General features: G+C 65.0%; 26 protein-coding genes. 11 read left to right on the plus strand and 15 right to left on the minus strand.

The annotated features are described in order from the left end of the window. Window positions 1-15 precede the first annotated feature (15 nt). Window positions 16-660, minus strand: coding sequence for a hypothetical protein (locus tag ABG82_RS20045; RefSeq protein ID WP_043077660.1), 645 nt, complete (start codon window positions 658-660; stop codon window positions 16-18). A gap of 9 nt (window positions 661-669) precedes the next feature. Then, a complete protein-coding gene (locus ABG82_RS20050; protein WP_043077661.1) occupies window positions 670-1,353 on the minus strand; it encodes a ferritin-like fold-containing protein in 684 nt (227 codons plus the stop codon). A 268-nt stretch (window positions 1,354-1,621) separates the two neighbouring features. Here ABG82_RS20050 and ABG82_RS20055 point away from each other — a divergent pair, with 268 nt between their 5' ends. Both ABG82_RS20055 and ABG82_RS20060 read left to right on the plus strand, forming a co-directional pair. Then, complete coding sequence (locus tag ABG82_RS20055; RefSeq protein ID WP_043077662.1) at window positions 1,622-3,103, plus strand: DEAD/DEAH box helicase; 1,482 nt, start codon at window positions 1,622-1,624, stop codon at window positions 3,101-3,103. Beyond that, window positions 3,100-4,320, plus strand: coding sequence for an Rv3212 family protein (locus ABG82_RS20060; protein ID WP_043077663.1), 1,221 nt, complete (start codon window positions 3,100-3,102; stop codon window positions 4,318-4,320). Before ABG82_RS20055 ends, ABG82_RS20060 begins: the two co-directional genes overlap by 4 nt. Here ABG82_RS20060 and ABG82_RS20065 read toward each other — a convergent pair. From ABG82_RS20065 to ABG82_RS20085, 5 genes are read right to left on the minus strand one after another with little or no spacing between them, the layout of a single operon-like run. Further along, complete coding sequence (locus ABG82_RS20065; protein WP_043077664.1) at window positions 4,297-5,022, minus strand: gamma-glutamyl-gamma-aminobutyrate hydrolase family protein; 726 nt, start codon at window positions 5,020-5,022, stop codon at window positions 4,297-4,299. The two genes, ABG82_RS20060 and ABG82_RS20065, sit on opposite strands and share 24 nt — an antisense overlap. A gap of 2 nt (window positions 5,023-5,024) precedes the next feature. Beyond that, the gene (locus ABG82_RS20070) at window positions 5,025-6,224 is read right to left on the minus strand and encodes an acyl-CoA dehydrogenase family protein (protein WP_043077665.1); all 1,200 of its coding nucleotides are present in this window, start codon (window positions 6,222-6,224) and stop codon (window positions 5,025-5,027) included. A 19-nt stretch (window positions 6,225-6,243) separates the two neighbouring features. After that, a complete protein-coding gene (locus tag ABG82_RS20075; protein ID WP_043077666.1) occupies window positions 6,244-7,272 on the minus strand; it encodes an LLM class flavin-dependent oxidoreductase in 1,029 nt (342 codons plus the stop codon). Further along, complete coding sequence (locus ABG82_RS20080; protein ID WP_043077667.1) at window positions 7,269-8,606, minus strand: glutamine synthetase family protein; 1,338 nt, start codon at window positions 8,604-8,606, stop codon at window positions 7,269-7,271. The genes ABG82_RS20075 and ABG82_RS20080 overlap by 4 nt, the downstream gene beginning before the upstream one ends. Beyond that, window positions 8,590-10,062: an APC family permease gene (locus ABG82_RS20085; protein ID WP_234708015.1), complete on the minus strand. Its 1,473-nt coding sequence runs from the start codon at window positions 10,060-10,062 to the stop codon at window positions 8,590-8,592. The genes ABG82_RS20080 and ABG82_RS20085 overlap by 17 nt, the downstream gene beginning before the upstream one ends. 155 nt (window positions 10,063-10,217) lie before the next feature. Here ABG82_RS20085 and ABG82_RS20090 point away from each other — a divergent pair, with 155 nt between their 5' ends. After that, window positions 10,218-10,964, plus strand: coding sequence for a MetQ/NlpA family ABC transporter substrate-binding protein (locus tag ABG82_RS20090; RefSeq protein ID WP_043077668.1), 747 nt, complete (start codon window positions 10,218-10,220; stop codon window positions 10,962-10,964). Between the two features lie 3 nt (window positions 10,965-10,967). Here the strand turns inward: ABG82_RS20090 and ABG82_RS20095 are convergent, their stop codons facing one another. Continuing rightward, window positions 10,968-11,441: a winged helix-turn-helix domain-containing protein gene (locus tag ABG82_RS20095; RefSeq protein ID WP_052510992.1), complete on the minus strand. Its 474-nt coding sequence runs from the start codon at window positions 11,439-11,441 to the stop codon at window positions 10,968-10,970. Between the two features lie 138 nt (window positions 11,442-11,579). After that, on the minus strand, window positions 11,580-12,377 hold the full coding sequence (locus ABG82_RS20100; protein WP_043077750.1) for a ParA family protein: 798 nt from the start codon (window positions 12,375-12,377) through the stop codon (window positions 11,580-11,582). Between the two features lie 60 nt (window positions 12,378-12,437). Between ABG82_RS20100 and ABG82_RS20105 the strand changes: the two genes are divergently transcribed. From ABG82_RS20105 to ABG82_RS20115, 3 genes are read left to right on the plus strand one after another with little or no spacing between them, the layout of a single operon-like run. Next, window positions 12,438-13,049 carry an acid phosphatase gene (locus ABG82_RS20105; RefSeq protein WP_043077670.1) on the plus strand — a complete coding sequence of 204 codons (612 nt, stop codon included), beginning with the start codon at window positions 12,438-12,440 and terminating at the stop codon, window positions 13,047-13,049. 1 nt (window position 13,050) lies between these two features. Further along, entirely contained in the window at window positions 13,051-14,157 is a 1,107-nt protein-coding gene (locus tag ABG82_RS20110; protein WP_043077671.1) for an isochorismate synthase, read from the plus strand. Then, the gene (locus ABG82_RS20115) at window positions 14,150-14,635 is read left to right on the plus strand and encodes a GNAT family N-acetyltransferase (RefSeq protein ID WP_043077672.1); all 486 of its coding nucleotides are present in this window, start codon (window positions 14,150-14,152) and stop codon (window positions 14,633-14,635) included. Before ABG82_RS20110 ends, ABG82_RS20115 begins: the two co-directional genes overlap by 8 nt. Here the strand turns inward: ABG82_RS20115 and ABG82_RS20120 are convergent. Beyond that, on the minus strand, window positions 14,632-15,039 hold the full coding sequence (locus ABG82_RS20120) for a hypothetical protein (RefSeq protein WP_078343950.1): 408 nt from the start codon (window positions 15,037-15,039) through the stop codon (window positions 14,632-14,634). The genes ABG82_RS20115 and ABG82_RS20120 overlap by 4 nt on opposite strands. Before the next feature lie 76 nt (window positions 15,040-15,115). On the opposite strand from ABG82_RS20120, the gene ABG82_RS20125 reads away from it, so the two are divergent. Next, entirely contained in the window at window positions 15,116-16,093 is a 978-nt protein-coding gene (locus ABG82_RS20125; protein ID WP_043077673.1) for a diacylglycerol/lipid kinase family protein, read from the plus strand. Between the two features lie 417 nt (window positions 16,094-16,510). Beyond that, a complete protein-coding gene (locus tag ABG82_RS20130) occupies window positions 16,511-16,765 on the plus strand; it encodes a WhiB family transcriptional regulator (protein ID WP_005056343.1) in 255 nt (84 codons plus the stop codon). Between the two features lie 78 nt (window positions 16,766-16,843). Here ABG82_RS20130 and ABG82_RS20135 read toward each other — a convergent pair whose 3' ends face one another. Together ABG82_RS20135 and ABG82_RS20140 are read right to left on the minus strand one after the other, a co-directional pair. Continuing rightward, window positions 16,844-18,334 carry a sensor histidine kinase gene (locus tag ABG82_RS20135; RefSeq protein WP_043077674.1) on the minus strand — a complete coding sequence of 497 codons (1,491 nt, stop codon included), beginning with the start codon at window positions 18,332-18,334 and terminating at the stop codon, window positions 16,844-16,846. A gap of 11 nt (window positions 18,335-18,345) precedes the next feature. Continuing rightward, window positions 18,346-18,564 carry a biotin/lipoyl-binding carrier protein gene (locus ABG82_RS20140; protein WP_043077675.1) on the minus strand — a complete coding sequence of 73 codons (219 nt, stop codon included), beginning with the start codon at window positions 18,562-18,564 and terminating at the stop codon, window positions 18,346-18,348. Here ABG82_RS20140 and ABG82_RS29265 point away from each other — a divergent pair. Both ABG82_RS29265 and ABG82_RS29330 read left to right on the plus strand, forming a co-directional pair. Beyond that, a complete protein-coding gene (locus ABG82_RS29265) occupies window positions 18,547-18,738 on the plus strand; it encodes a hypothetical protein (RefSeq protein WP_078343951.1) in 192 nt (63 codons plus the stop codon). The genes ABG82_RS20140 and ABG82_RS29265 overlap by 18 nt on opposite strands. A 17-nt stretch (window positions 18,739-18,755) precedes the next feature. Next, window positions 18,756-18,830 carry a 50S ribosomal protein bL37 gene (locus ABG82_RS29330; RefSeq protein ID WP_085988129.1) on the plus strand — a complete coding sequence of 25 codons (75 nt, stop codon included), beginning with the start codon at window positions 18,756-18,758 and terminating at the stop codon, window positions 18,828-18,830. Here the strand turns inward: ABG82_RS29330 and rsrA are convergent, their stop codons facing one another. Together rsrA and ABG82_RS20150 are read right to left on the minus strand one after the other, a co-directional pair. Further along, window positions 18,831-19,139, minus strand: a complete 309-nt coding sequence (gene rsrA / locus ABG82_RS20145; RefSeq protein WP_043077676.1) for a mycothiol system anti-sigma-R factor — start codon at window positions 19,137-19,139, stop codon at window positions 18,831-18,833. Continuing rightward, a complete protein-coding gene (locus ABG82_RS20150; protein WP_043077752.1) occupies window positions 19,136-19,837 on the minus strand; it encodes a sigma-70 family RNA polymerase sigma factor in 702 nt (233 codons plus the stop codon). Before ABG82_RS20150 ends, rsrA begins: the two co-directional genes overlap by 4 nt. 149 nt (window positions 19,838-19,986) lie before the next feature. On the opposite strand from ABG82_RS20150, the gene ABG82_RS20155 reads away from it, so the two are divergent. Further along, entirely contained in the window at window positions 19,987-20,493 is a 507-nt protein-coding gene (locus ABG82_RS20155) for an aminoacyl-tRNA deacylase (RefSeq protein ID WP_043077677.1), read from the plus strand. Here ABG82_RS20155 and ABG82_RS20160 read toward each other — a convergent pair. Beyond that, window positions 20,480-21,265, minus strand: a complete 786-nt coding sequence (locus ABG82_RS20160; RefSeq protein ID WP_043077678.1) for an SOS response-associated peptidase — start codon at window positions 21,263-21,265, stop codon at window positions 20,480-20,482. The two genes, ABG82_RS20155 and ABG82_RS20160, sit on opposite strands and share 14 nt — an antisense overlap. Window positions 21,266-21,300 lie beyond the last annotated feature (35 nt).

The raw sequence follows: 21,300 nt of genomic DNA on the forward strand, positions 1-21,300 counted from the left end.
GCCAGTACTCGTAGTTCACGAATCTGATTCGGTTGTCCCACAATCGATGTGGCTCGCAATGTAGGGGTACTGGGAATGCTCGCCCCAGTGTTGGAGTGCGACGGATGTCCCACGAGCAGCGTCGGAGACTTCCTGCGGGTCGACCGCCCATCCGAAGGGGAATGGGTGGCTGCCAAAGGTGTAGCCCGCGATGTACCGGCACATCGCCGCGTCATCACCGACCGGCAGCACCTTGTCATAGTTCTCGCCCTTGCCGTGCCGACGACGACTCCAGGTACCGGTCTCGGCATCGCGACTGACATGCTCGGAGTAGTCACTGTCATACCAGTCCCAGCTCGCGGGCGTGAATGACGCGGATCGACCGAGCAACCCCACCTCGACAAGCAGCGCCGACAGACCGTGCGGAGTCCAGTCGACGGGAAATCCGGCGAAAAGCGCAACACGCAGCAGAGTGCGGCACGGGTACTGCTGAGCGCATGACGAGCATCGGGCACCGGTGCGGTCGGGCGCATGTTCATCGATCGTCATCGCCAACAAAAAATGGTGAAACGAGACCGGCTCACCGGGACGCTTCGCCTGATGCAGGAACAGCAACAGCAGCCGCCAGAACCGCCGCGCCGAGGCGCCATCCGCGAACGGCGGAACCGGGACCTCGCCCATCAGCGCCCCTTAACCGAGACCGAGCACAGCCATTCGCTCGGCATGAGCGCTCTGCAGCCGCTCGAAGAACTCGTTGAGGTTCCCCAGACCGGCACCGCCGGACATCACGAGTTCCGCGAGATCGTCGTGACGGGCCAGCACATGCTGCGCCTGGGTGACGGCCTCACCAAGCAGCCGCCGCCCCCACAACGTGAGCCGGTTGCGCTGCTGCGAGTTGTCCTTAACCGCATCGCGCACCTGGGCGATGACGAACTCCGAATGCCCCGTGGTGCCCAACACCGACTTGAGCACCGCCGCCGATTCACCCGGCAGTGAGTCGACCACCTCACCATAGAAATCAGCGGCCAGCGAGTCACCGATGTACGCCTTGACCATCGCCTCCAGCCAGGTGCGCGGCAAGGTCAGCGTGTGGTAGTTCTCGAGGGTTTTGACGTACGGCTCCATGGCCGCCAGAACATCGATCCCCTTGGCCTCCATCGCATCCCGAAGCACCTCATAGTGGCGCATCTGGGAGGCGGCCATACTGGCGATGGCGATCTTGCTCGCCAAATCGGGCGCCATCCTGGACTCGTCGGTCAACCGGTAGAAGGCAGCAACCTCGCCGTAAGCGATCACCGCGAACAGCTGATTGACACCGGGAGGATCGAGGTCCGTCGATGAGCCGCCTGCGCGAAGAAAATCGGGCTCGGTCATGTCTGGAACTCTAGTCGGGCGCCCGCCGGACAACACCGATCCAGGCGGCAAACCACTGCGAATCGGAAAAACGCAGCTCACCCGCTACCATGGACGCGGGACGAGCACCCTGACCACGAAGAAGCCAGGGGTTCTCCCACAGGAAATGTGCGTGCACGTGCCGCCCTCGCCGCTCGAAGCGGGCCCGGGCCCGGCCCCTTGGAATCCTAGGAATCCGACCTCCCGATCGTGCGCGCTGAGCGAAACACGAAAGGCACGTACCCAAACCATGAGTCATATCGAACACACCTTTGCCCAGCTGGGCGTACGCGAAGAGATCGCCCGGGCCCTGCGTGAGGTCGGGATCGAGCATCCGTTCGCCATTCAGGAACTGACCCTCCCCCTGGCCCTGGCCGGCTCCGATCTCATCGGCCAGGCCCGCACCGGCATGGGCAAGACCTACGCCTTCGGCGTGCCGCTGCTGCACCGCATAGCCACCGGAGTCGAAGACCGCCCGCTCAACGGCACCCCGCGAGCTCTGGTGGTGGTACCCACCCGCGAGCTGTGCATCCAGGTCTACGAAGACCTCACCAAGGCGTCCAAGTACTTGTCGGCCGGTGACCGCGAGTTCACCGTGGTGTCCATCTACGGCGGACGGCCCTACGAGCCGCAGATCGAGGCGCTGCGCGCGGGAGCTGACGTCGTCGTGGGGACACCGGGCCGCCTGCTGGACCTCGCCCAGCAGGGCCATCTGCAGCTCGGCGGTTTGGCCATGCTGGTGCTCGACGAGGCCGATGAGATGCTGGACCTGGGCTTTCTGCCCGATATCGAGCGCATCCTGGCCCTGGCACCGTCCGCCGACGCGGGCCGCCAATCGATGCTGTTCTCGGCGACCATGCCGGACCCGATCATCACCTTGGCCCGCACCTTCATGAATCGCCCGACGCATATCCGCGCCGAGGACCCACAGGCCTCGTCGGTGCACGACTCCACCGAGCAGTTCGTGTACCGCGCGCACGCCCTGGACAAGATCGAACTGGTGAGCCGGATCCTGCAGGCCGAGGGCCGCGGCGCCACCATGATCTTCACCCGCACCAAGCGCACCGCCCAGAAGGTGTCCGATGAGCTGGCCGAGCGCGGCTTCGCGGTCGGCGCCGTGCACGGCGACCTCGGGCAGATCGCCCGGGAAAAGGCGCTGGCATCCTTCCGGTCCGGTCAGATCAACGTGTTGGTCGCTACCGACGTGGCCGCCCGCGGTATCGACATCGACGACGTCACGCACGTCATCAACTACCAGTGCCCCGAAGACGACAAGACCTACGTGCACCGCATCGGCCGCACCGGACGCGCCGGACGTACCGGTATCGCCGTCACGCTGGTGGACTGGGACGACATCGCACGCTGGCAGCTGATCGACAAGGCACTCGGCCTCGGCGTGCCCGAGCCCGACGAAACCTATTCCACCTCACCGCATTTGTTCACCGAACTGAACATCCCCGCCGACGTCACCGGCGCGATCGGTGAGAAGTTCTCCGGCGGCCCGAAGCGTCGCGAACCACGCGGCGAGCGGGCCGAGCGGGCCGAGGGCGACAAGCCCAAGCGCACCCGGACCCGCCGCCGCACCCGCGCGGGTCAGCCCACCGACGAGTCGGCGACCGAGGCGCCCGCACCAGAGGCGGCCACTGCGGATGGAGATCAGCAGGCCCCCGCCCGCCGTCGTCGGCGTCGTCGCCGCCCCAACGCAACCGCCGCGACCACCGCCTCGGCGTGATCGCACCGGAGCGGCGCACCCGGGCCGACATCATTGCCGCGGCGGTGATTGCCGTCGTGGTCGTCGTCACCGGCACCACGATCTGGTGGACCAGCGACGCCCGTGCCACCGTGAGCCACCCCGCCGCGGGGGACGTCAAACGGCCAATGAGCGCCACCCGGGTCCCCGACTCGGTGCGTGAGCTGTGGTCCACCGCGAGTGCGGCCACCAAGGGCCCCGTCATCGCAAGCGGTGCGGTGGTCAGCGCCGATGGGCATGACGTGGTGGCCCATGACCCGGTGACCGGCGCCCAACTGTGGTCCTACGCGCGCCGCAACCTCGATCTGTGCGGCGCCATCGGCTTCATCGACGACGCGGTGGCGGTCTATCGCGACGCACGCGGATGCGGTCAGGTCACCATGATCGACGGACAAACCGGCCGGCGAGGTCCGTTGCGTAGCAGTCCCAATGACCCGAAGGTGTCACTGTCGACCGACGGCACCTATGTGTTGGCGCTCGGCGGCACCCGCCTCGAACTGTGGCGTTCGGACATGGTGCGCACCCTTGAGTACGGCCGGGTGGTGGCTCCGCTGAATCCCAACAGCCAGCCGCGCGTGGACTGCACGCTGAAATCCGGTGCTGTCGGGGCCAGCGTGCTCGCGGTGCTGGAAACCTGCCCGCAGGACCCCACCTTGCGCCTCACGCTGCAGAAGCCGACCCCCAAGGACAACGACAAGCCCGAAGAGCTCTACTCGGCAGTGCTGCCCGGGGTGGAACGCGGATCCGCGGCCAAGGTGCTCGCGGTCGCCGATACCCGGTCGGCCGTCTACCTGCCGGGAACCCGGAACGAACTCGTGGTCTTCGACGACCGCGGCATGCGTGTCGGCGCGACGGTGCTGCCGGGCGAGATCGCCCAGACCAATGCCGCCGCGCAGGCCGGCGATGTCGTCACCTGGTGGACCGGTAGTCAGGTGCTGGTACTCAGCGCCTCCGATCTGTCCTACAGATTCGTGCTACCCACTACCAAAAAGCCGCTGGGACCAGGCACCAACATGGCCGGTGAGCTGCTCATCCCCGTCGAGGGCGGTATCGACGTGTTCAACATGACCACCGGAGAGTTCCGCAAAAACATTGCGGTGCAACGAGACCCTGCCGACGAGAAGAGCCCCGTCAGCAGCGCGGTCGTCGGTAACACAGTGGTGGAGCAGCGCGGTTCACGAATCTTCGCCCTGGGCTGACACCTTGCCAAGGCTTGTTTGCGCCACCGCGTCGGCGAACGCGCGGAAGGGCGCCTGCTGCAGATGCCGCGCCACCCCCGGTGCCTCCGGATGCCATTGGATCGCCACAATCCAACCGGTTTCCGCTTCGAAGGCCTCGATCAGACCGTCCTGCGCCGATGCCGTCGGTATCAGACCGGCCCCCAGGACAGCCACCGCCTGGTGATGCGCGGACGCCACCACGAGTTGATCCATTCCGTGCGCGGCACCCACACGCGTATCGGGCACGAGATGTACCGGATGCCAAGAGAACACCGCACCGCCGTGGTCCACGGATCCCGGCGGCAGGTCGACATGTAGGTCGCCGCCGTAGGCCACGTTCAGCACCTGAGCACCACGGCAGATACCAAGTATCGGCAGCCGTGCGTCGCGGGCCCTGGCGGTCAGCGTGAAGTCCAGATGGTCCTGGTCATCATTGACGTCGTAAACAGCCGCCGACGAGGTGCAGCCGTAGCGCCGCGGATTGACGTCTCCCCCACCCGGCAACACCACACCGCCCACATCATCCAACGGGTAGTCCGGATCATCGGTGACGATGGGGACGAGACCGGCCTCTTCCACCAATCCCACGATGAGGTCGAACAGCCGGTTCGCCGCCACGATCCGCGGGTCCGCACCGGTGGACAGTCTCTGGGGTACCACAACAGCCAAGGGACCAGTCATCGTCAGAAGTATCCACTGTTGGGCGGCAACGTGCCGTTCACGATGTAATCGCCCGTGGCCCATGCCTTGTAGGCAAGGGGATTGTGGCTGGCGATGGTCCGTACATTGCGCCAGTGCCGGTCCAGATTCAGCGCGCGAGATGTGGCAGAAGCGCCGCCGGTGTCGAAAAGGCGTTGCGCGGCATCCAAGGTGAGACGTTCGGCCACCAGCTGTGCCTTGGCCACCTCTATCGCGGCCGCACCGATCGCTGCCTGATCATCGATCAGGCCCGCCTCTACCACTCCGTCGAGCGTGGCCGCGGCATCCAGGGTCACCGCACTGGCCGCGGCGGTCCATGCCGCGATCTCCCCCACTGCCTGCAGCACGAACGGATCTTCGGTGGCCACCCGTCCCAGCGAGTGCGCGGCAGGACGCGCTTTGTTACGCACGTACCAGGCCGTGTCGCGAAGTACGCCCTCGGCGATGCCGACCGCGACGGCGGTCAGATACAACTGCAGAAAGGTCTGGCTGTGCGCCAAGCGATGATCCTCGGGTACCAGCGAGATCTCGTCCGCGTGGACCACCACGGAGTCGAACGTCGTCGCACCGCTGGCCGTCAGGCGCTGGCCGAATCCATCCCAGTCGTCGTGCAGACCAACACCTTCGCGGTCCGATGGGATGATCACGTGCACCTCGCGGCCATCCTCACGTTTCGCCGACACTGCGATCAAGTCCGCGTACAGCGTCCCGGTCGAGTAGAACTTCTTGCCGTCCAGGCGGTACCGGTCATCACCCGCTGACCGCAGGACGGTTCCCAACGCGGCCGGGCTCGGCCCGGCCGTCTCGGTGATCGCATTTCCCACAATCTTCCCCGCGAGAATCTCGGGGAACCAACGGGTCCGGAGCACGTCATCACCCCGGTTACCCAGCAGCCGCTCCACAAAACCGAAATGCGCCCGCAATGCCTGGGCCACATTGGAACTCGATGAGGCGATATCGATCACCGTCTCGACGACATCAACGAGAGAACCGCCAGGCCCGCCGTAGCCGCGCGGTACCCGCAGCGCGAGTACACCTGTATCGGCGATCGCGCGGACCGACTCGTGGTGCAGCGTCCGATCCAGCTCGTAGGACGCGTCCTGTTCGCCGAGCTTCGCGAGCACCGGCCGCAGCACGACGCGCCTGCCCACCACCGAGTCCTCAGCCAATTCCGTTGCAGTCATAGCCTTCCTCTTTCTGGCGTTACTTGAGCCGCGGCAAGACGTGTGCGGCGAACCGCTCCATCTCCGCCTCCAGCGGCTGGAATTGCAGCATGAACAAATCGATGCCCGCCCGCGCGAACTGATCGATCCTGTGCGCCACCTCGTCGTAGCTGCCGACCAGGCCCGCCAGGGTGCCCCCATTGGTCCCGACGCGCGACTGACCCTCACGTACTTTCAGCATCGCCGTCGCGGGATCGGCACCCGTGGTGCGATCTCGCTGACCCGAGCCGGAGACAAGACCCTGTAGGAAATCGAGCTGCTGTTGCGCCTCGCGTGCTGTCGGCCGTGCGATGACGAAGGCAGAAAGGCCGAACTCCAATGGGGCCCTGCCATTCCGGTCGCGTGCGCGCATGTCGGCGATGATCTCCTCGGCGTCGGCCAGCGGTCGCCCATTGAGAAAGAAGACGTCAGAATGGGAGGCGGCGAGCTGTCGGGCAGGCTCCGACTCCCCACCCAGATACACCCGTGGGCGGCGCTTCGGGACGGGCCGCAGCCGGGCGCCCGCGCCGACCAGCTCGGCCCCGGCGGCGGCCGGTATGCCGTCCCACAGTGCGCCGACCGCGTCGAGCCATTCCTTCGAATACGCGTAGCGTTCATCGTGATCGGCCTCGGCACCGATGGCCGCCAACTCCGGAAGGAACCAGCCGCTGACGAGATTGATCGCCAACCGCTGCGCGGCCATGTCGTGAATGTTGGCCGCCACCTTCGCGAATACCAACGGATTGAACAGCAAGGGTTTGATGGCGCCGATCAGTTCAATGTGGCTAGTCGCCTCGGCCACCCCTGCCAGCGTGGACCACGTCTCCAGCACATCGTGTTCCAGGTCGCCGGGGTGCAGCACATGCTGCGCGACAAGGGTCGAATCAAAACCCAGCTCTTCGGCGCGCACCACCAGATCCCGGGTGCGGCGATAGCTCGCGTCCGGTATCTCGTCGGGATGCGTTCTGGCACCCCAGGTTCCGTATACAGGAGCCCAGATGCCAAACCGCGCGCGTGTACTGGCGGTCATGAGTTGGTGAGATAACGTCGAAACTCCCAGTCACTGACCGTGCCCGAGTATTCATCCCATTCACTCTGTGCGATCTCGGCGAAGTCGTGCACCGATTCGGCACCCAGGATCTCAAGGATCGTGTCGTCGCTCTTGGCCAGGGCGATGGCCACGTGCAGCGACTGCGGCAGCCGTACCCCCACCTCGTAGAGATTTCCGGTGCGCGGTTCCGGTGGCTCATGCCGAGCCAGCAGACCGGCGGCGACGGCGGCCAGCGCAGACGCGACGAGCCAGTAGGGATTGGCATCCGAAGCGCCGGTGCGCAGCTCGATACGCGTCGCGTCCGGGACGGGTTCCACCAGCGAGCGCACCGCGGACGTGCGGTTGTCGCGGCTCCAGGTCAATGTCGCGGGCGCGAACGAGCCTGGGGCGTAACGCCGGTAGGCGTTGACCGAGTGCGCGCCGAACAGCGTGATGGACGGGAGATGCCCCAACAGACCGGCGATGGCGTACCGGCCGGTCTCACTTTCGCGCCCGGTCTGCGTCGCGAAGGCAGGTTCGCCGTCCTTCCACAGGGAGATGTGCAGGTGGGCCGAACTGCCGGAGTGTTCCGAGAACGGCTTGGGCATGAAGCTCGCGATCTTGCCGTGACGCCGTGCCACCTCCTTGGCCGCGTACTTCAGGCGCGCACTGTCGTCGGCAGCAGACAACGCATCGGTGTAGATCAGATTGGCCTCCACCTGACCGGGACCGTATTCGGTCTGAATGCCCTCCAGCCGGGTGAACGCCCGCAAGGTCGAATACAGGTCGCTGAGAACAGGTTCCAGAGTGTTGGCGTTCTCCAGGGAATAGGTCTGAATAGCATCCTGAAAAATGGAGCCGTCCGGGTTCAGTAGGTAGAACTCCAGCTCCACACCGACCTTCGCCGTGTATCCCAGCTCGCCGAGCTTGCCGATCACGCGCCGCAGGACAGCACGCGGGTCCAGTCGCGACGGTGACCCGTCATGGGTGACGATATCGGAGATCACGTGCCCCACCCCGCGGCGCCAGGGTATGTCCTTGAAGGTCGACAGATCCGGCAGCGCGAAGACATCCGGATAGCCGCTGTCCCAGTTGGTGAGGCGCAGACTCTCGATGACACGTGCCTCCGTGTTCCAGGCAAGGACACCATCACAGAAACCGAATCCGGTTGTCAGTGCCCGCTGCAGAAACAGATCTGCGGGGATGCGCTTGCCCAGGGCATGGCCAAACTGATCGCTCCAGGCCACCTCGATCTCGGTGATCTCACCCGCCGCGATACGCCGGGCCAGCTCGTCATGAGTGGTGGCCGCTGCGAGCTCAGTGGTTAGTGACATCGGTTTCCTCCGATCGAGTACCGCGCGGACGCGCGCGGCGCGCACGTGTGTGACCGAGTAGCGCGCCCGCCGCAAAGCTCACGACAAGGACCGCGACCACCGCGATCGCCAGCGCCGAAGATCCGCCCACCAGATCAGGCAGATTCGTGATGATGAGCGCCAGGAACGCGACCAGTCCCAGAAGTCCCAATGCCGGTGCAATTCTGATGCGCCACAACGAATAGCCGTGCCGGTCCCGCGCGAAGTAGGTCAGCACGGCGGCACTGGTGAGCACCAACAGCGCGAGCACCCCGACGGTGGTGATACCGGAAAGCCAGGTGTAGTACTGCGCACCGGGATCAAGGCCGATCAGCGCGGCCGCCAGCACCACCACCAGGATCGCCGCGGAAAGCCACAGCGACGCGATGTGCGGCGAACCGAACCGCTGATGCGGATGACCGAATCGCGTGGGCAACAAGCCACGTACCGATAACGCGAAGAGATAGCGCGATACCACGTTGTGGAACGACAGAATGCACGCGAACAGGCTTGTCACAAACAACACCTGGATGGCATCGGCGCCCAACACTCCCAGATACCGATGTGCGGTATCCACCAACATGGTGTCGCCGGAACCGGCCGCACGCGCCACCGCCTCCTCGTCACCCCACGCCGATATCAGCGCCCAGCTCGACACCGCGTAGAACACCCCGATAACCGCGAGCGCGATGTACGTCGCGTACGGAATGGTCCGGTCCGGGTCTCTGGCCTCGTCGCGGAAGATGGCCGTCGCCTCAAATCCGAGGAACGAGATGATGGCGAAGAGAAGCCCGATACCCGGTGCCCCCGAGAAGATCTCGGCTGGATCGAACACACCCGTCGACAATCCGTGATCGCCACCGCGCCACACGATGACGGCATCGAGAACTGCCACGATCACGATCTCGGCGACCAGCAGGACACCGAGCACACGACTCGACAGTTCGATATTGCGATAGCCGAGAAAGGTGATGACGGCGAGCCCGGCGAGGGCCCACACCCACCACGAAAGGTGCGGTCCGCCGACGAGGCCGACCAAGCTGCCCAGCTGCGGACCCAACAACCCGTAGACGGCTGCCTCCATCGAGGCGTAGGTGGCGACCGCCACGAATGCCGCGCCGATCGCCACCGGCGTCCCGATCCCTAGCTGGACATAGGAGAAGAACGCGCCCGCCTCACGCACATACGGTGTCATGGCGGTGAATCCGATCGCGAAGAGGAGCAGCACCACCGTCGCGATGACGAATGTGGCGGGAAAACCCGCACCATTGCCGGTGGCGATGCCCAGCGGCACCGGACCACCGATGACACCCAGGGGCGCGGCGGCGGCAAGCACCATGAAGACCACCGCGAGGACCCCGAGATTGCCGCGCAGGCGCCGGTTCGGTTCCCCGCGCGCGCCGGCCGCGCCCACCGACAGTTCGTGTTGTGCCGTCACTGACAGATCCCAACGTCGACTTAATTACCTTGAAGAGGAACGATATTGGCAGCGATCTCAGGGACCCAGCGGCCAGTACGCATGCGCTCACCGGAGGTAACATTCGGTAACACAACCGGCGTCGGGACACGCCGCGGGTCGGTAGGGTGAGACCCATGGCGACAGTCCGGTCACTTCGCGGCACGGGATCGGTGCTTCGCGTGGGAGCGACTCCCGTTCCACACGCGGAGATCCTCGACCACGTACGCGACGATCTGGCGGTCGCGGGAGTTGACCTGCGTATCGAGGTGTTCGATACCTTCGACGAACCTAATCGGGCGCTGGCGCAAAAGCATCTCGACGCCAACTTCTTTCAATATCTACCGTTCCTGGAGGAGTTCAATCGATCTACCGGTAACCAATTGGTCGCGGTGACCCCGGTGCATATCGAACCGTTCGCGCTTTACTCGGATTCCATCGAGACCATCGAGACCATCCCGGACTACGCCGAGGTGGCCCTACCGGGCGACCCGGTCAACGCGGCGCGGGCGCTGCGCATTCTGCATGAGTGGAATCTCATCACACTGCGGCACTCTCAGATACACACGCCGACCGTCGAATCGATCACCGAGAACCCGAAGCAGTTGCTGTTCAAGGAGATTGCCAGCGCACACCTCACCGACGTGCTCAATGACTTTGATCTGGTGTTCCTGTTCGGCAACTACGCGATGGACCGGCAGATCGACCTCACCTCTGCTCTGCACTGCGACACGGCGAATCCAGAATTTGCCGAGTACCTTGTCGCGCGGCCCGATAACGCCGACAGCCACCCCATTCGGGCGCTGGCCTGCGCCCTCAACTCGGGGGCCGTACGCGAGTTCCTGGCGCGCGCCTATGGCGACCGGGTGGCCGCCGCGTTCTGAGCGCTAGGCCGACCGGATGGGCCGCTGACCGCGAAACCGTGTCGACGGGTGCGGATCGAATCGATAACCCTTACCACGCACCGTCGTCAACGTCATCGCGTGCTGCCCCAACTTCACCCGGATGCGGCGCACGTGCGTGTCGATCGTGCGCGGGGAGGCGAACTCGCTGTCCCACACGTTCGCGATGAGCTCGGCACGCGAGACGATCCGCCGCGGATGCTGAGCGAGATAGGCAAGAAGTTCAAACTCCTTGTACGCCAGGCCGATCAGCTCACCGTCGGCCATCACCTGCCGGGTAGGCCTGTCGATGCTCAGGCCGACGCGGGGCAGCGGGGCCGGCCCGGCATCTGGCCGGGCCAGGGCGGTCTTCGCAACCGTCACCTCGGGCATCCGGTAGCGCAGATACTCACCGAACTCATCCATCAGTGCCAAGACACGATCACGCATATCCGTGGGGAATTCGGGGATCTCGACCATCAGGACCGCCCTCGATGCCGCAGTACTCCGGCCTTGATACATCTGCGCTCCTCGTGACTCTCCGCGTGAGCAAGTTTCGCGGACAGTCACGGATCAGATCCACGGTTAGCGTCAATCTGAACCGAACGCAGGGCGCATTCAGTCGACAGGCGGGGTGAAGGTCGGCATCGCCTTGCCACTCTTCCAGTGCTTCACCAGACTCTGGGCCAGCTCGCGGTAGGCCAGTGCTCCCTTGTTCTTGCGGCCGGCCAGCACCGAGGCCCCCGAAGCGCTCGCCTCCGCGAACCGGACGGTCCGCGGGATCGGCGGTGCCAGCACCGGCAGCTCATAGCGATCCGCCACGTCCAGCAGTACGTCGCGACTGTGTGTGGTCCGCGAGTCGTACAGCGTGGGCAGCGCACCGAGCAACGTCAGCCCCGGATTGGTGATCTGCTGCACATCGGTGACAGTCCGCAGGAACTGGCCCACACCGCGATGCGCCAACGTCTCACATTGCAGCGGGACCATCACCGAGTCCGCCGCGGTCAGCCCGTTCAGCGTCAGCACCCCCAGCGAGGGTGGGCAGTCGATGATCACCACGTCGAACTGGTCCCCCAGCGATTCGAGCGCGCGCTTCAGCGCATACTCACGCCCGGCGCGCATCAACAGCATCGCCTCGGCGCCGGCCAGGTCGATATTCGCGGGCAGCAGCGCCAGATCCTCGGTGGTGGTCAGCAGCGCTTCCTTGATATCTGCCTGCCCCAGCAGCACCTCGTGCACCGAGATGCCCAACCGGTCCGGATCCTGCCCCAGTGAGAACGTCAGGCACCCCTGCGGATCCAGGTCGACCAGCAGCACCTTCTTACCGGCCTGCGCCAGCGCCGCGCCAAGGGACGCGACCGTCGTGGTTTTGGCCACCCCACCCTTTTGATTGGCTACCGCCAGCACCCGAGTCACGTCCACATACTGGCATGCCGAACACGATCACGACGGAAGTCGGTACGGCACAATCAACCTGTGTCTGCACCCCTGCACCGAATGTTGTTGCTGCGCCATGGCGAAACCGAGTGGTCAAAGATCGGCAGACATACCGGCCGCACCGATCTTGATCTCACGGAAATCGGCCGTGCCCAAGCCGTGGCGGCCCGGGAGGTGCTGAAGGACCTGGACCTGAACGATCCATTGGTGCTGAGCAGCCCACGGCACCGCGCGATACAGACCGCTGAGCTGGCTGGATTGAACGTCGCCGAGGTCTGGGACGACCTGGCCGAATGGGACTACGGCGATTACGAGGGCCTCACCACGCCCCAGATCCGCGAGAGCGACCCCGGCTGGCTGGTGTGGACGCACGGCTGCCCCGGCGGCGAGTCTGTGGCCCAGGTCCAGATCCGCGCCGACCGGGTGATCGCCAGAATCGCCCCCGACCTGGCTCAACGCGATGTGCTGCTGGTGGGTCACGGTCATTTCTCGCGGGCGCTGATGACCCGCTGGATCGATCTGCCGCTCGAAGAGGGCACTCGGCTGGGCATGGCCACGGCCTCGGTTGCTATCGGTGGCCATGAGCATGGCCAGCGTCAGGTGGCCGCACTTGGCCTGACCGGGTACCAGCACCCGGTACCGTCAAGCTGACATGACGGCCACAGACTCCCCCGCGCACCCACATTTCGTGATGTCGCGGGCGGCCGAGGCCCTGTACGCATACGGCCGGGACGCCGTCTACGACGATGTCTCCGCCGCGGCAGAGGCACTGGGCCGCGGCCGCCATCACATGCTGGTGGGCGCCCTGCCCTTCGACACCGCTGAACCTGCCGCACTGACGGTTCCGGTCACGGTTCAGCGCGGAGGGCCCCAAGAGTTCTACGGAACCATGCCAAACATCACTGTGACGCAACAGATACCGGAGCCTGCCGAGCACGTGCGGCGCGTCGGTGAGGCCCTCGAGGTGCTCCGCGGCGGCGCAGAGCTGTCCAAGGTCGTGCTGGCCCGGGTGCTGGAGCTGCGGGCCGACGCACCCGTAGACCCGCTGGTGCTGACGCATCGGTTGATCCGAAACGACCCCGATGCCAACAGTTTCTGTGTAGACCTCACCCCCGCCGGCCAAGAATTCCATGGACACACCATGGTGGGATGCAGCCCGGAATTACTGGTGGAGCGCCGCGGCGACATGGTGATCTGCCATCCCTTCGCCGGTTCCGCACCGCGGTCCAGCGACCCATCGCTGGACCGACGGACCGGCGAGGACCTGGCAGGTTCGCACAAGAACCGTCACGAGCACTCCGTGGTGATCGATCAGCTGCGCGAGGATCTCGCGGCCCTGTGCGTCGACGTTCAGGTTCCTCCGGAACCGACATTGAGCCGCACCGCCGCGCTGTGGCACCTGAGCACACCCATCAGCGCCCGTCTGCGCCAAAGCTCCACCACGGCACTCGATTTGGCCTTGGCACTGCACCCGACTCCGGCGGTGTGCGGCACCCCTACCGAGGCCGCGGCCGACCTGATCGCACGTATCGAGGGCAATCGCGGATTCTATGCCGGCGCGGTCGGCTGGTGTGACGAGAACGGGGACGGCCGCTGGGCGGTGACGATCCGCTGCGCCGAGTTGTCGGCCGGCGGCACCGCGATCCGCGCCTACGCCGGTGGCGGCCTCGTCGCCGAGTCCGATCCCCAGGACGAGTTATCTGAGACCACGGTCAAATTCCGGACCGTACTGGCAGGACTAGGAGCCCAGATTGAGTAACACCCAGATTCGCCGCGCCACCGCGGCGGACGTCCCGGCCATTGTCGGACTGATCGAGGATCTCGCCGACTACGAGAACGCGCGCGATGAGTGCCTGATCACCACGGAGCAGCTCCACACGGCGCTATTCGGTTCGAACCCAGCCCTTTTCGCCCACGTCGCGGAGGCCGACGGCGTGGTCTGCGGCACCGCGGTGTGGTTCCTGAACTTCTCGACCTGGACCGGCCACCACGGTATCTACCTCGAGGACCTGTACGTCAAGCCCGAGCAACGTGGCAGCGGACTCGGAAAGGCGTTGTTGTCGGCACTGGCCGCCGAATGCGTGGCCAACGGCTATACCCGGCTGGATTGGGCTGTGCTGGACTGGAATACACCGTCCATCAAGTTTTACGACTCGCTCGGTGCCAGACCGCAGTCGGATTGGATCACCTACCGGCTGCAGGGGCCGGCATTGGCGGAGCTGGCCTCGGACCGCTAGTCCGGTTCGTCAGCGCCTGCCTGGTCACCGCCGGCCCACAGTTGCGCGGTGGGGCTGAACAACAACACCAGCGCCGCGACCGCGACAATCGCAATGGGCACACCCAACGCGAACTGATGTGATCCCACCGCCGCGTACCACGCCACGGGCAGCAGTAGTAGCTGCATCATTACCGCGATCCCCCGTCCCCAACGCTTCCCTGTGATGAGCGCGAGACCGGCGGCCAGCACCGCGGTTCCGAATATCCCGAACCACGCGGCGGTGCCGTATCCGTTGACCACATGCTGGTCGGCGCCGCTGGCGGCGCGCACCACCAGAACCAGCGCGATCACCAGCCCCACGGCACCTTCGCCGGCAACGATCATTCCGGCGCGGCGAACGGTGTTGGGAACGGCTGCGGTCACCCGGCAAGCCTAGGTGGCCTCGTCGCGGCAGTGATGAGCAGCTTGCACCACGAACATCCGACTAGGCTCATGCCCCGTGCGTGCGGTCCTCATTGTGAATCCCAATGCCACCTCGACCACGGCTGCCGGGCGTGACCTGCTGGCCCATGCGCTGGAAAGTCGTGTGCACCTGCAAGTTCTGCATACCGACCATCGCGGGCACGCCAGCGAGTTGGCCCGCCGTGCGGCCGACGAGGGGGCTGCGGTCATCGTGGTGCACGGTGGTGACGGCACGGTCAGCGAAGTGGTGAACGGGCTGCTTGGCCAGCCGGGTCATCCGGCGCCCGGCCCACTGCCCGCCGTGGCGGTTGTGCCGGGAGGCTCTGCCAATGTGTTCGCCCGGACACTGGGCATCTCCGCCGATCCCGCGCAGGCCACCAACCAGGTTGTCGACTTGTTGGACGCACATCGTCGTGAACAGCGGCGATGGCGCCGGATCGCCCTCGGACACTGCGGTGAGCGTTGGTTCATCTTCAACGCGGGCATGGGTCTGGACGGCGAGGTCGTCGCGGCGATGGAGGCCCACCGCAACAAGGGCAAGCAGGTCACCCCGGGGCGCTATGTGGCGCGGTCGGTGCTCGCCTTCTTCCGTGCCGCCCGGCGCCAGCCGACCCTCACTGTCGAGCTGCCCGGCCACGAGCCGCAGTCCGGGATCCATTTCGCCTTCATCAGCAATTCGAACCCCTGGACGTACGCCGATGAGCGCGCCATCTGGACGAACCCGGGTACCGGATTCGAGAGCGGCTTGGGCGTCTTCGCGTCCAAGAGCATGAACGTGATGGCGAATCTGCGGCTGGTGCGTCACATGGTCGGCGCACCACGCCCCGATCGTCCGGCGGCCAAGCATCTGCTGCGCGAAGACGATGTCGCATGGGTGCGTGTGCGGGCATCGGCACCCATTGCCACGCAGGTAGACGGCGATTTTCTCGGCATGCGAAGCGACCTGACGTTCACCGCCGTACCCGACGTTCTCGACGTCGTGGCGCCGGCAAAACCCGCCAGCGCGTTGCCCTGAGTCTTGCTCACAGCGCAATAGTGTTGGGCGCCAGTCCGTTCCAGATCCAGCCGGCTGACAAGCCGCGCGCGGCCTACATCACATTTCGGGCGGATCGGATGTACTACTTCACGTAGTCGAGTCTCACCAAGCCCGTGATGTTACTCACGAGTAGCGGCATTCCACCTGGGAAAATGAGGGAATCTCGCCAGATTCAAGGCGTAGATCGTCTTAGTGTAGTACAAACGAATGTGGCGGTTGAACACGCCACCCCCGAGTGAGATTGACCACGTGTTAACTCACGCTATTGACTTCTGCTGAGCTTGTGAAACGATCGGAAGCAACAGTGCAGAAACATTTGGTACGCACGCGTTAACAGCCGAAAAACATTAATCTCGTGCGCTTGTGGCGCGCACGATGAAAAAGGAGTGCACAACTATGGATTGGCGCCATAAGGCGGTCTGTCGCGACGAGGATCCCGAACTGTTCTTCCCCGTAGGGAACAGCGGACCGGCCCTTGCCCAGATCGCTGACGCAAAGCTCGTCTGTAACCGCTGTCCGGTGACCACCGAGTGCCTTACCTGGGCGCTTGAGTCGGGCCAGGACGCCGGAGTGTGGGGTGGCCTCAGCGAGGATGAGCGCCGCGCCCTCAAGCGTCGCAACGCCCGCGCTCGCGCTCGCAGCGCCGTCTAACGCCGCAGCACCTGAGAACCCGGCACAATATTGGTGCCGGGTTCTTTGCTGCGCAAGGACTTTCGCCAGTCGTCGAACTTAAGCCATCAACCGGGCGCGTCGGCCCAGCGGCACCCGCAGTACCGCGTTCGTTCCACCCTCGGGGTCACTGCGCATATCCAGCGATCCGTCGATCTCCGCCGATACCAGCGTCCTGACGATCTGCAATCCCAGCCGATCGGACGTCTCCACGCTGAATCCCTCGGGTAATCCCCGTCCATCGTCATGCACCACGACATCCAGCCAGCGAGCCGACCGCTCCGCCCTGATGATCACCTGTCCCTGCGCGCCCTCGTCGAAGGCATGCTCGATGGCGTTTTGCACCAACTCGGTGATGACCATGATCAGCGGTGTCGCCCGATCGGAGTCGAGTACCCCGAGTGCGCCCTCGCGTGAGACGCGCACCTTGGTGTCCACGGTGGCGACATCGGTCATGATCGGCATGATCCGGTCGATCACCTCATCGAGGTTGACCTCTTCGTCCACCGACATCGACAGCGCGTCGTGAACCAGCGCGATGGATGACACCCGGCGCACCGATTCGAAAAGCGCTTCGCGGGCTTCGTCATTGGGGGTACGGCGGGCCTGTAGGCGCAGCAGCGCGGCCACGGTCTGCAGGTTGTTCTTCACCCGGTGGTGGATCTCGCGGATGGTGGCGTCCTTGGACAGCAGGGCCCGGTCGCGGCGCTTGACCTCGGTCACATCGCGAGTCAGCAGCAGTGCACCTTCCGACGCGCCACGGGCGATGAGCGGCAAGGTGCGGATCAGCACCGCGGCGCCGCCAGCATCGACTTCCATCCGCATGCTGGGGCCACCGGCGAGCACATCCCGGATGTGCGCCGCCAGCTCCTGGCCCTCAAACGGGTCGGAAATCAGCGGTTTGGTGACGTCCATCAGGTTGTGGCCTTGCAGATCGCTGGCCAAACCCATGCGGTGATACGCCGACAAGGCGTTGGGACTGGCATATCGGACCCCGCCGGCGACATCCAGGCGGATGAATCCGTCCCCTACCCGCGGGCTGGACCGGGACATCGCCTGGTCCGCCACATTCGGGAAGGTGCCCTCGGTGAGCATCAGCAGCAGATCGCCCGCACACTCCAGATAGGCCCGCTCCAGCGTGCCCTTCTTGAGCCGGGAGGCCAACGCGGTCTGGTGGGTCAGCACCGCGACCGTCCGATCCCCGCAGCGCACCGGGACCGCCTCCACGTTCAGCTCGGAAGCCTGTTCGGTCAGCTCCGAATCGCTCTCACGCTCAATGGCACCCGAGGCGAAGGCCGCTTCCACCAGCGGGACATCCGCGATCTTGGCGATGGTGCCGACGGCGTCGTTATCGATGATGGTTGGGGCGGTATTGGGCCGGCACTGGGCGACGCAGACGAAGGCGTCGTCGTCGCGGCGCACCCACATCAGGTAGTCCGCGAAGGAGAGGTCGGCCAGCAGCTGCCATTCCGCGACCACGGCGTGCAGGTGATCGACAGCATCACCCGGAAGCATGGTGTGCTCGGCAAGCAGATCACCGAGAGTCGACATGCGGCAGCGTTCTAGTTGTCGATGACGGCGATCAAGTCGCCGGCCTGGATCACATCACCGACGGATACGCTGACGTCACCGACGGTTCCCGCCACCTCGGCCAGCACCGGGATTTCCATCTTCATGGACTCTAGCAGGACGATGGTGTCGCCTTCAGTGATCGCGTCACCCTTCTTGACGAGCACTTCCAGCACGCTGGCCACGATCTCGGCGTGTACTTCCTCGGCCACCTGCGCGCCACCTCGCTCTCGTCAACATCCGGTTACCGGTCCTCAGTATCGAACCACACGTTTGGCATCCGCGCTTTCAACCACCCTTACCGGCATGAGAGACTGGATGCACACACCAGCACGCATTTTGCGAAGCTGGCTTGTCAGCCGGGTTCAGACCCGGAACCCATTTGATCACTAAGGAGATTCCCATGGCCAAGCGTGGTCGTAAGAAGCGCAGCCGCAAGCACAACGCCGCCAACCACGGCAAGCGTCCCAACAGCTAGCTAGGAGTTTTCGGCCCGCCGCTCGATGACGGTGGTCTGGCTGATCTTCAACTTAAGACGCTCACGTAGCCCGTCAGGTGCCTTTTCTCCACCGCACTTGCGGGCTACGAGTGTTTTGATCTGCTCTTCGATGCCATAGTGCTGCAGGCACCCGGGGCACTCTTCGAGATGGTGCCGCAGTCGTGCGCTGCTCTCCGCGCTGCATTCACCGTCCAGCAGGGTCCACACCTCGGCGATCACCTCAGCGCAGCCCGATACCTCGCAGTTGCCGCTCTTATCAAGACTCTTCTTGAGTTCACCGTCGGTCATGCCCGGCCCTCCGCCAACTCATTGTTGCGCAAGAAGCCGCGATCCTTCGCCACTTCAGCCAGCAATTCGCGCAGCTGACGACGGCCGCGGTGCAACCGCGACATAACCGTGCCGATCGGGGTGTCCATGATCTCGGCGATCTCCTTGTAGGGGAAGCCTTCGACGTCCGCGTAGTACACGGCCATCCGGAATTCTTCCGGCAGCTTATTCAACGCTTCTTTGATTTCATCGTCAGGCAGTCCGTCGAGCGCTTCGATCTCTGCCGACCGCAGCCCCGTTGAGGTGTGTTCGGCATTCGCGGCCAGCTGCCAGTCGGTGATCTCCTCGGTCGGATACTCCGCGGGCTGGCGCTGCTTCTTGCGATAGATATTGATGTACGTGTTGGTGAGAATCCGGTACAGCCATGCCTTGAGATTGGTGCCTTCCTTGAAGGTCCCGAACCCGGCGTATGCCTTCACCATGGTCTCCTGCACCAGGTCCTCGGCGTCCGCGGGGTTTCTCGTCATCCGCAAGGCAGCACCATAAAGCTGATCCAGCAGGGGCAGCGCATCGCGTTCGAACCGCGCGACCCGTTCGGCCTCGCTCTCGACGTGAACCGGCTGATTGGCGGGATCTGCAATCTCTGTCACGGCGGTCCTTTCGGTAGCGACACCGACCATACGGATCGGCACCGACATCGGACGTTCGAGGCACGCCATTGTCACCTGCAATACCCCTTCCGTGTTGAGGACCATAGTCCGCTCGTTGCGGACAGACATCTCAACACCGACGCATGCCGGGGTATTTCCCAAACTATCCCGACTGTCAACTGGAAATTCACTGGACCCGGCACGCTACTGTCCCAGTCGTGGGTTCCAAGGCCGCCAAAGCTGCAACTCCAGCCGTCGCCGCACTGATTGCCGACGGGGCCGAATACGAACTGTTGCCGTATGAGCACCACGCGGGCGAGCACGCGTTCGGCGATGAGGCAGTCCGCGCGCTGACGGGCTCCGGGCTGGTTCCACACCAGATCTTCAAAACACTGTTGATCTCGCTGGATCGCGGATCCGAACTGGCCGTCGCGGTCATCCCGGTACCCGCGACGCTTTCGCTCAAGGCCGCGGCCGCCGCACTCGGCCGCGCCAAGGCGACGATGGCCGATCCCGCGGCAGCCGAGCGCAGCTCGGGTTATGTAGTCGGTGGCATCTCTCCGCTCGGCCAGCGCAAGCAGCTGCCCACCGTCATCGACGCGTCGGCCCTGACTTGGGATCGCATCTTGTGCAGTGCGGGCAAGCGCGGACTACAGATGGCGCTCGCTCCGGCAGACCTGGTCCGGCTCACCCGGGCTGTGACGGCACCCATCACAGCAGGGTGATCTGCTCCCCCACAGCGGCAGATCCGTCATCGGGCACCAGCAGCTCTGGCCCATTGTTCGCGACGCTGTTGACCAACGCGGACACGTGACGTGTTTCGATGCCTGCTGTGCTGTCCGGGGCGCGCAGCAGGCTTTGATCCAGATCGCGGTCGGGGTCTAACCAGCGGTCCCACGAATCGGGGCCGAGCAGCAACGGCATCCGATCGTGGATGTCTTGCAGCGGGCCGACCGCGTCGGTGGTGACGATCGTGCAGCTCAGCAGCGGGGCCGCGTTCAGACCTTGCTGACCGGCGGGTTTCCACACCGACCACAGACCCGCCGCGAACAACCGCACCCCATCGTCCGCATGCATGTAGAACGCGGTCTTGGTGCCGTCATGCTTGCGCCACTCGTACCAGCCGTCCATCGGCACCAGACACCGCTTGGACTGGGCCGCTGCGCGAAACGTCGCCGCGGTAGTGAGCGTTTCCGCGCGGGCGTTGATCAGCGGTGCGCCCTTGGACTCCGGACGGCCATCCGCACGCGCCTTGGCCCAGTTGGGCACCAGTCCCCAGCGCATGGCCCGAATTCTGCGGGTTGGGGTGTCGCCGGGCTCATGATGCCGCGCCACCACCGTGAGCACCGGATCCGTGGGTGCGACGTTGTAGTTCGGGATGGTGGGGAGCTGTTGAGGCGACCGCGGCGCCGGACTCACCACGCTCACCTCGTCCACCGCGTCGATCTGCGCGGCCAGCAGCGCCGGGTCGATCGTCACCGCGTACCGTCCGCACATATCGCCATGGTGCCACCCGGGGCCGACACCGCGAC

The sequence above is a fragment of the Mycobacteroides immunogenum genome (assembly GCF_001605725.1).
Lineage (GTDB): Bacteria > Actinomycetota > Actinomycetes > Mycobacteriales > Mycobacteriaceae > Mycobacterium > Mycobacterium immunogenum.

Coding starts and splice junctions, on each gene's coding strand:
- ABG82_RS20045 (WP_043077660.1), bottom strand. CDS start 660: ATGGGCGAGGTCCCGGTTCCGCCGTTCGCGGATGGCGCCTCGGCGCGG.
- ABG82_RS20050 (WP_043077661.1), bottom strand. CDS start 1,353: ATGACCGAGCCCGATTTTCTTCGCGCAGGCGGCTCATCGACGGACCTC.
- ABG82_RS20055 (WP_043077662.1), top strand. CDS start 1,622: ATGAGTCATATCGAACACACCTTTGCCCAGCTGGGCGTACGCGAAGAG.
- ABG82_RS20065 (WP_043077664.1), bottom strand. CDS start 5,022: ATGACTGGTCCCTTGGCTGTTGTGGTACCCCAGAGACTGTCCACCGGT.
- ABG82_RS20070 (WP_043077665.1), bottom strand. CDS start 6,224: ATGACTGCAACGGAATTGGCTGAGGACTCGGTGGTGGGCAGGCGCGTC.
- ABG82_RS20075 (WP_043077666.1), bottom strand. CDS start 7,272: ATGACCGCCAGTACACGCGCGCGGTTTGGCATCTGGGCTCCTGTATAC.
- ABG82_RS20080 (WP_043077667.1), bottom strand. CDS start 8,606: ATGTCACTAACCACTGAGCTCGCAGCGGCCACCACTCATGACGAGCTG.
- ABG82_RS20090 (WP_043077668.1), top strand. CDS start 10,218: ATGGCGACAGTCCGGTCACTTCGCGGCACGGGATCGGTGCTTCGCGTG.
- ABG82_RS20095 (WP_052510992.1), bottom strand. CDS start 11,441: ATGGTCGAGATCCCCGAATTCCCCACGGATATGCGTGATCGTGTCTTG.
- ABG82_RS20110 (WP_043077671.1), top strand. CDS start 13,051: ATGACGGCCACAGACTCCCCCGCGCACCCACATTTCGTGATGTCGCGG.
- ABG82_RS20130 (WP_005056343.1), top strand. CDS start 16,511: ATGGATTGGCGCCATAAGGCGGTCTGTCGCGACGAGGATCCCGAACTG.
- ABG82_RS20135 (WP_043077674.1), bottom strand. CDS start 18,334: ATGTCGACTCTCGGTGATCTGCTTGCCGAGCACACCATGCTTCCGGGT.
- rsrA (WP_043077676.1), bottom strand. CDS start 19,139: ATGACCGACGGTGAACTCAAGAAGAGTCTTGATAAGAGCGGCAACTGC.
- ABG82_RS20150 (WP_043077752.1), bottom strand. CDS start 19,837: ATGGCGTGCCTCGAACGTCCGATGTCGGTGCCGATCCGTATGGTCGGT.
- ABG82_RS20160 (WP_043077678.1), bottom strand. CDS start 21,265: ATGTGCGGACGGTACGCGGTGACGATCGACCCGGCGCTGCTGGCCGCG.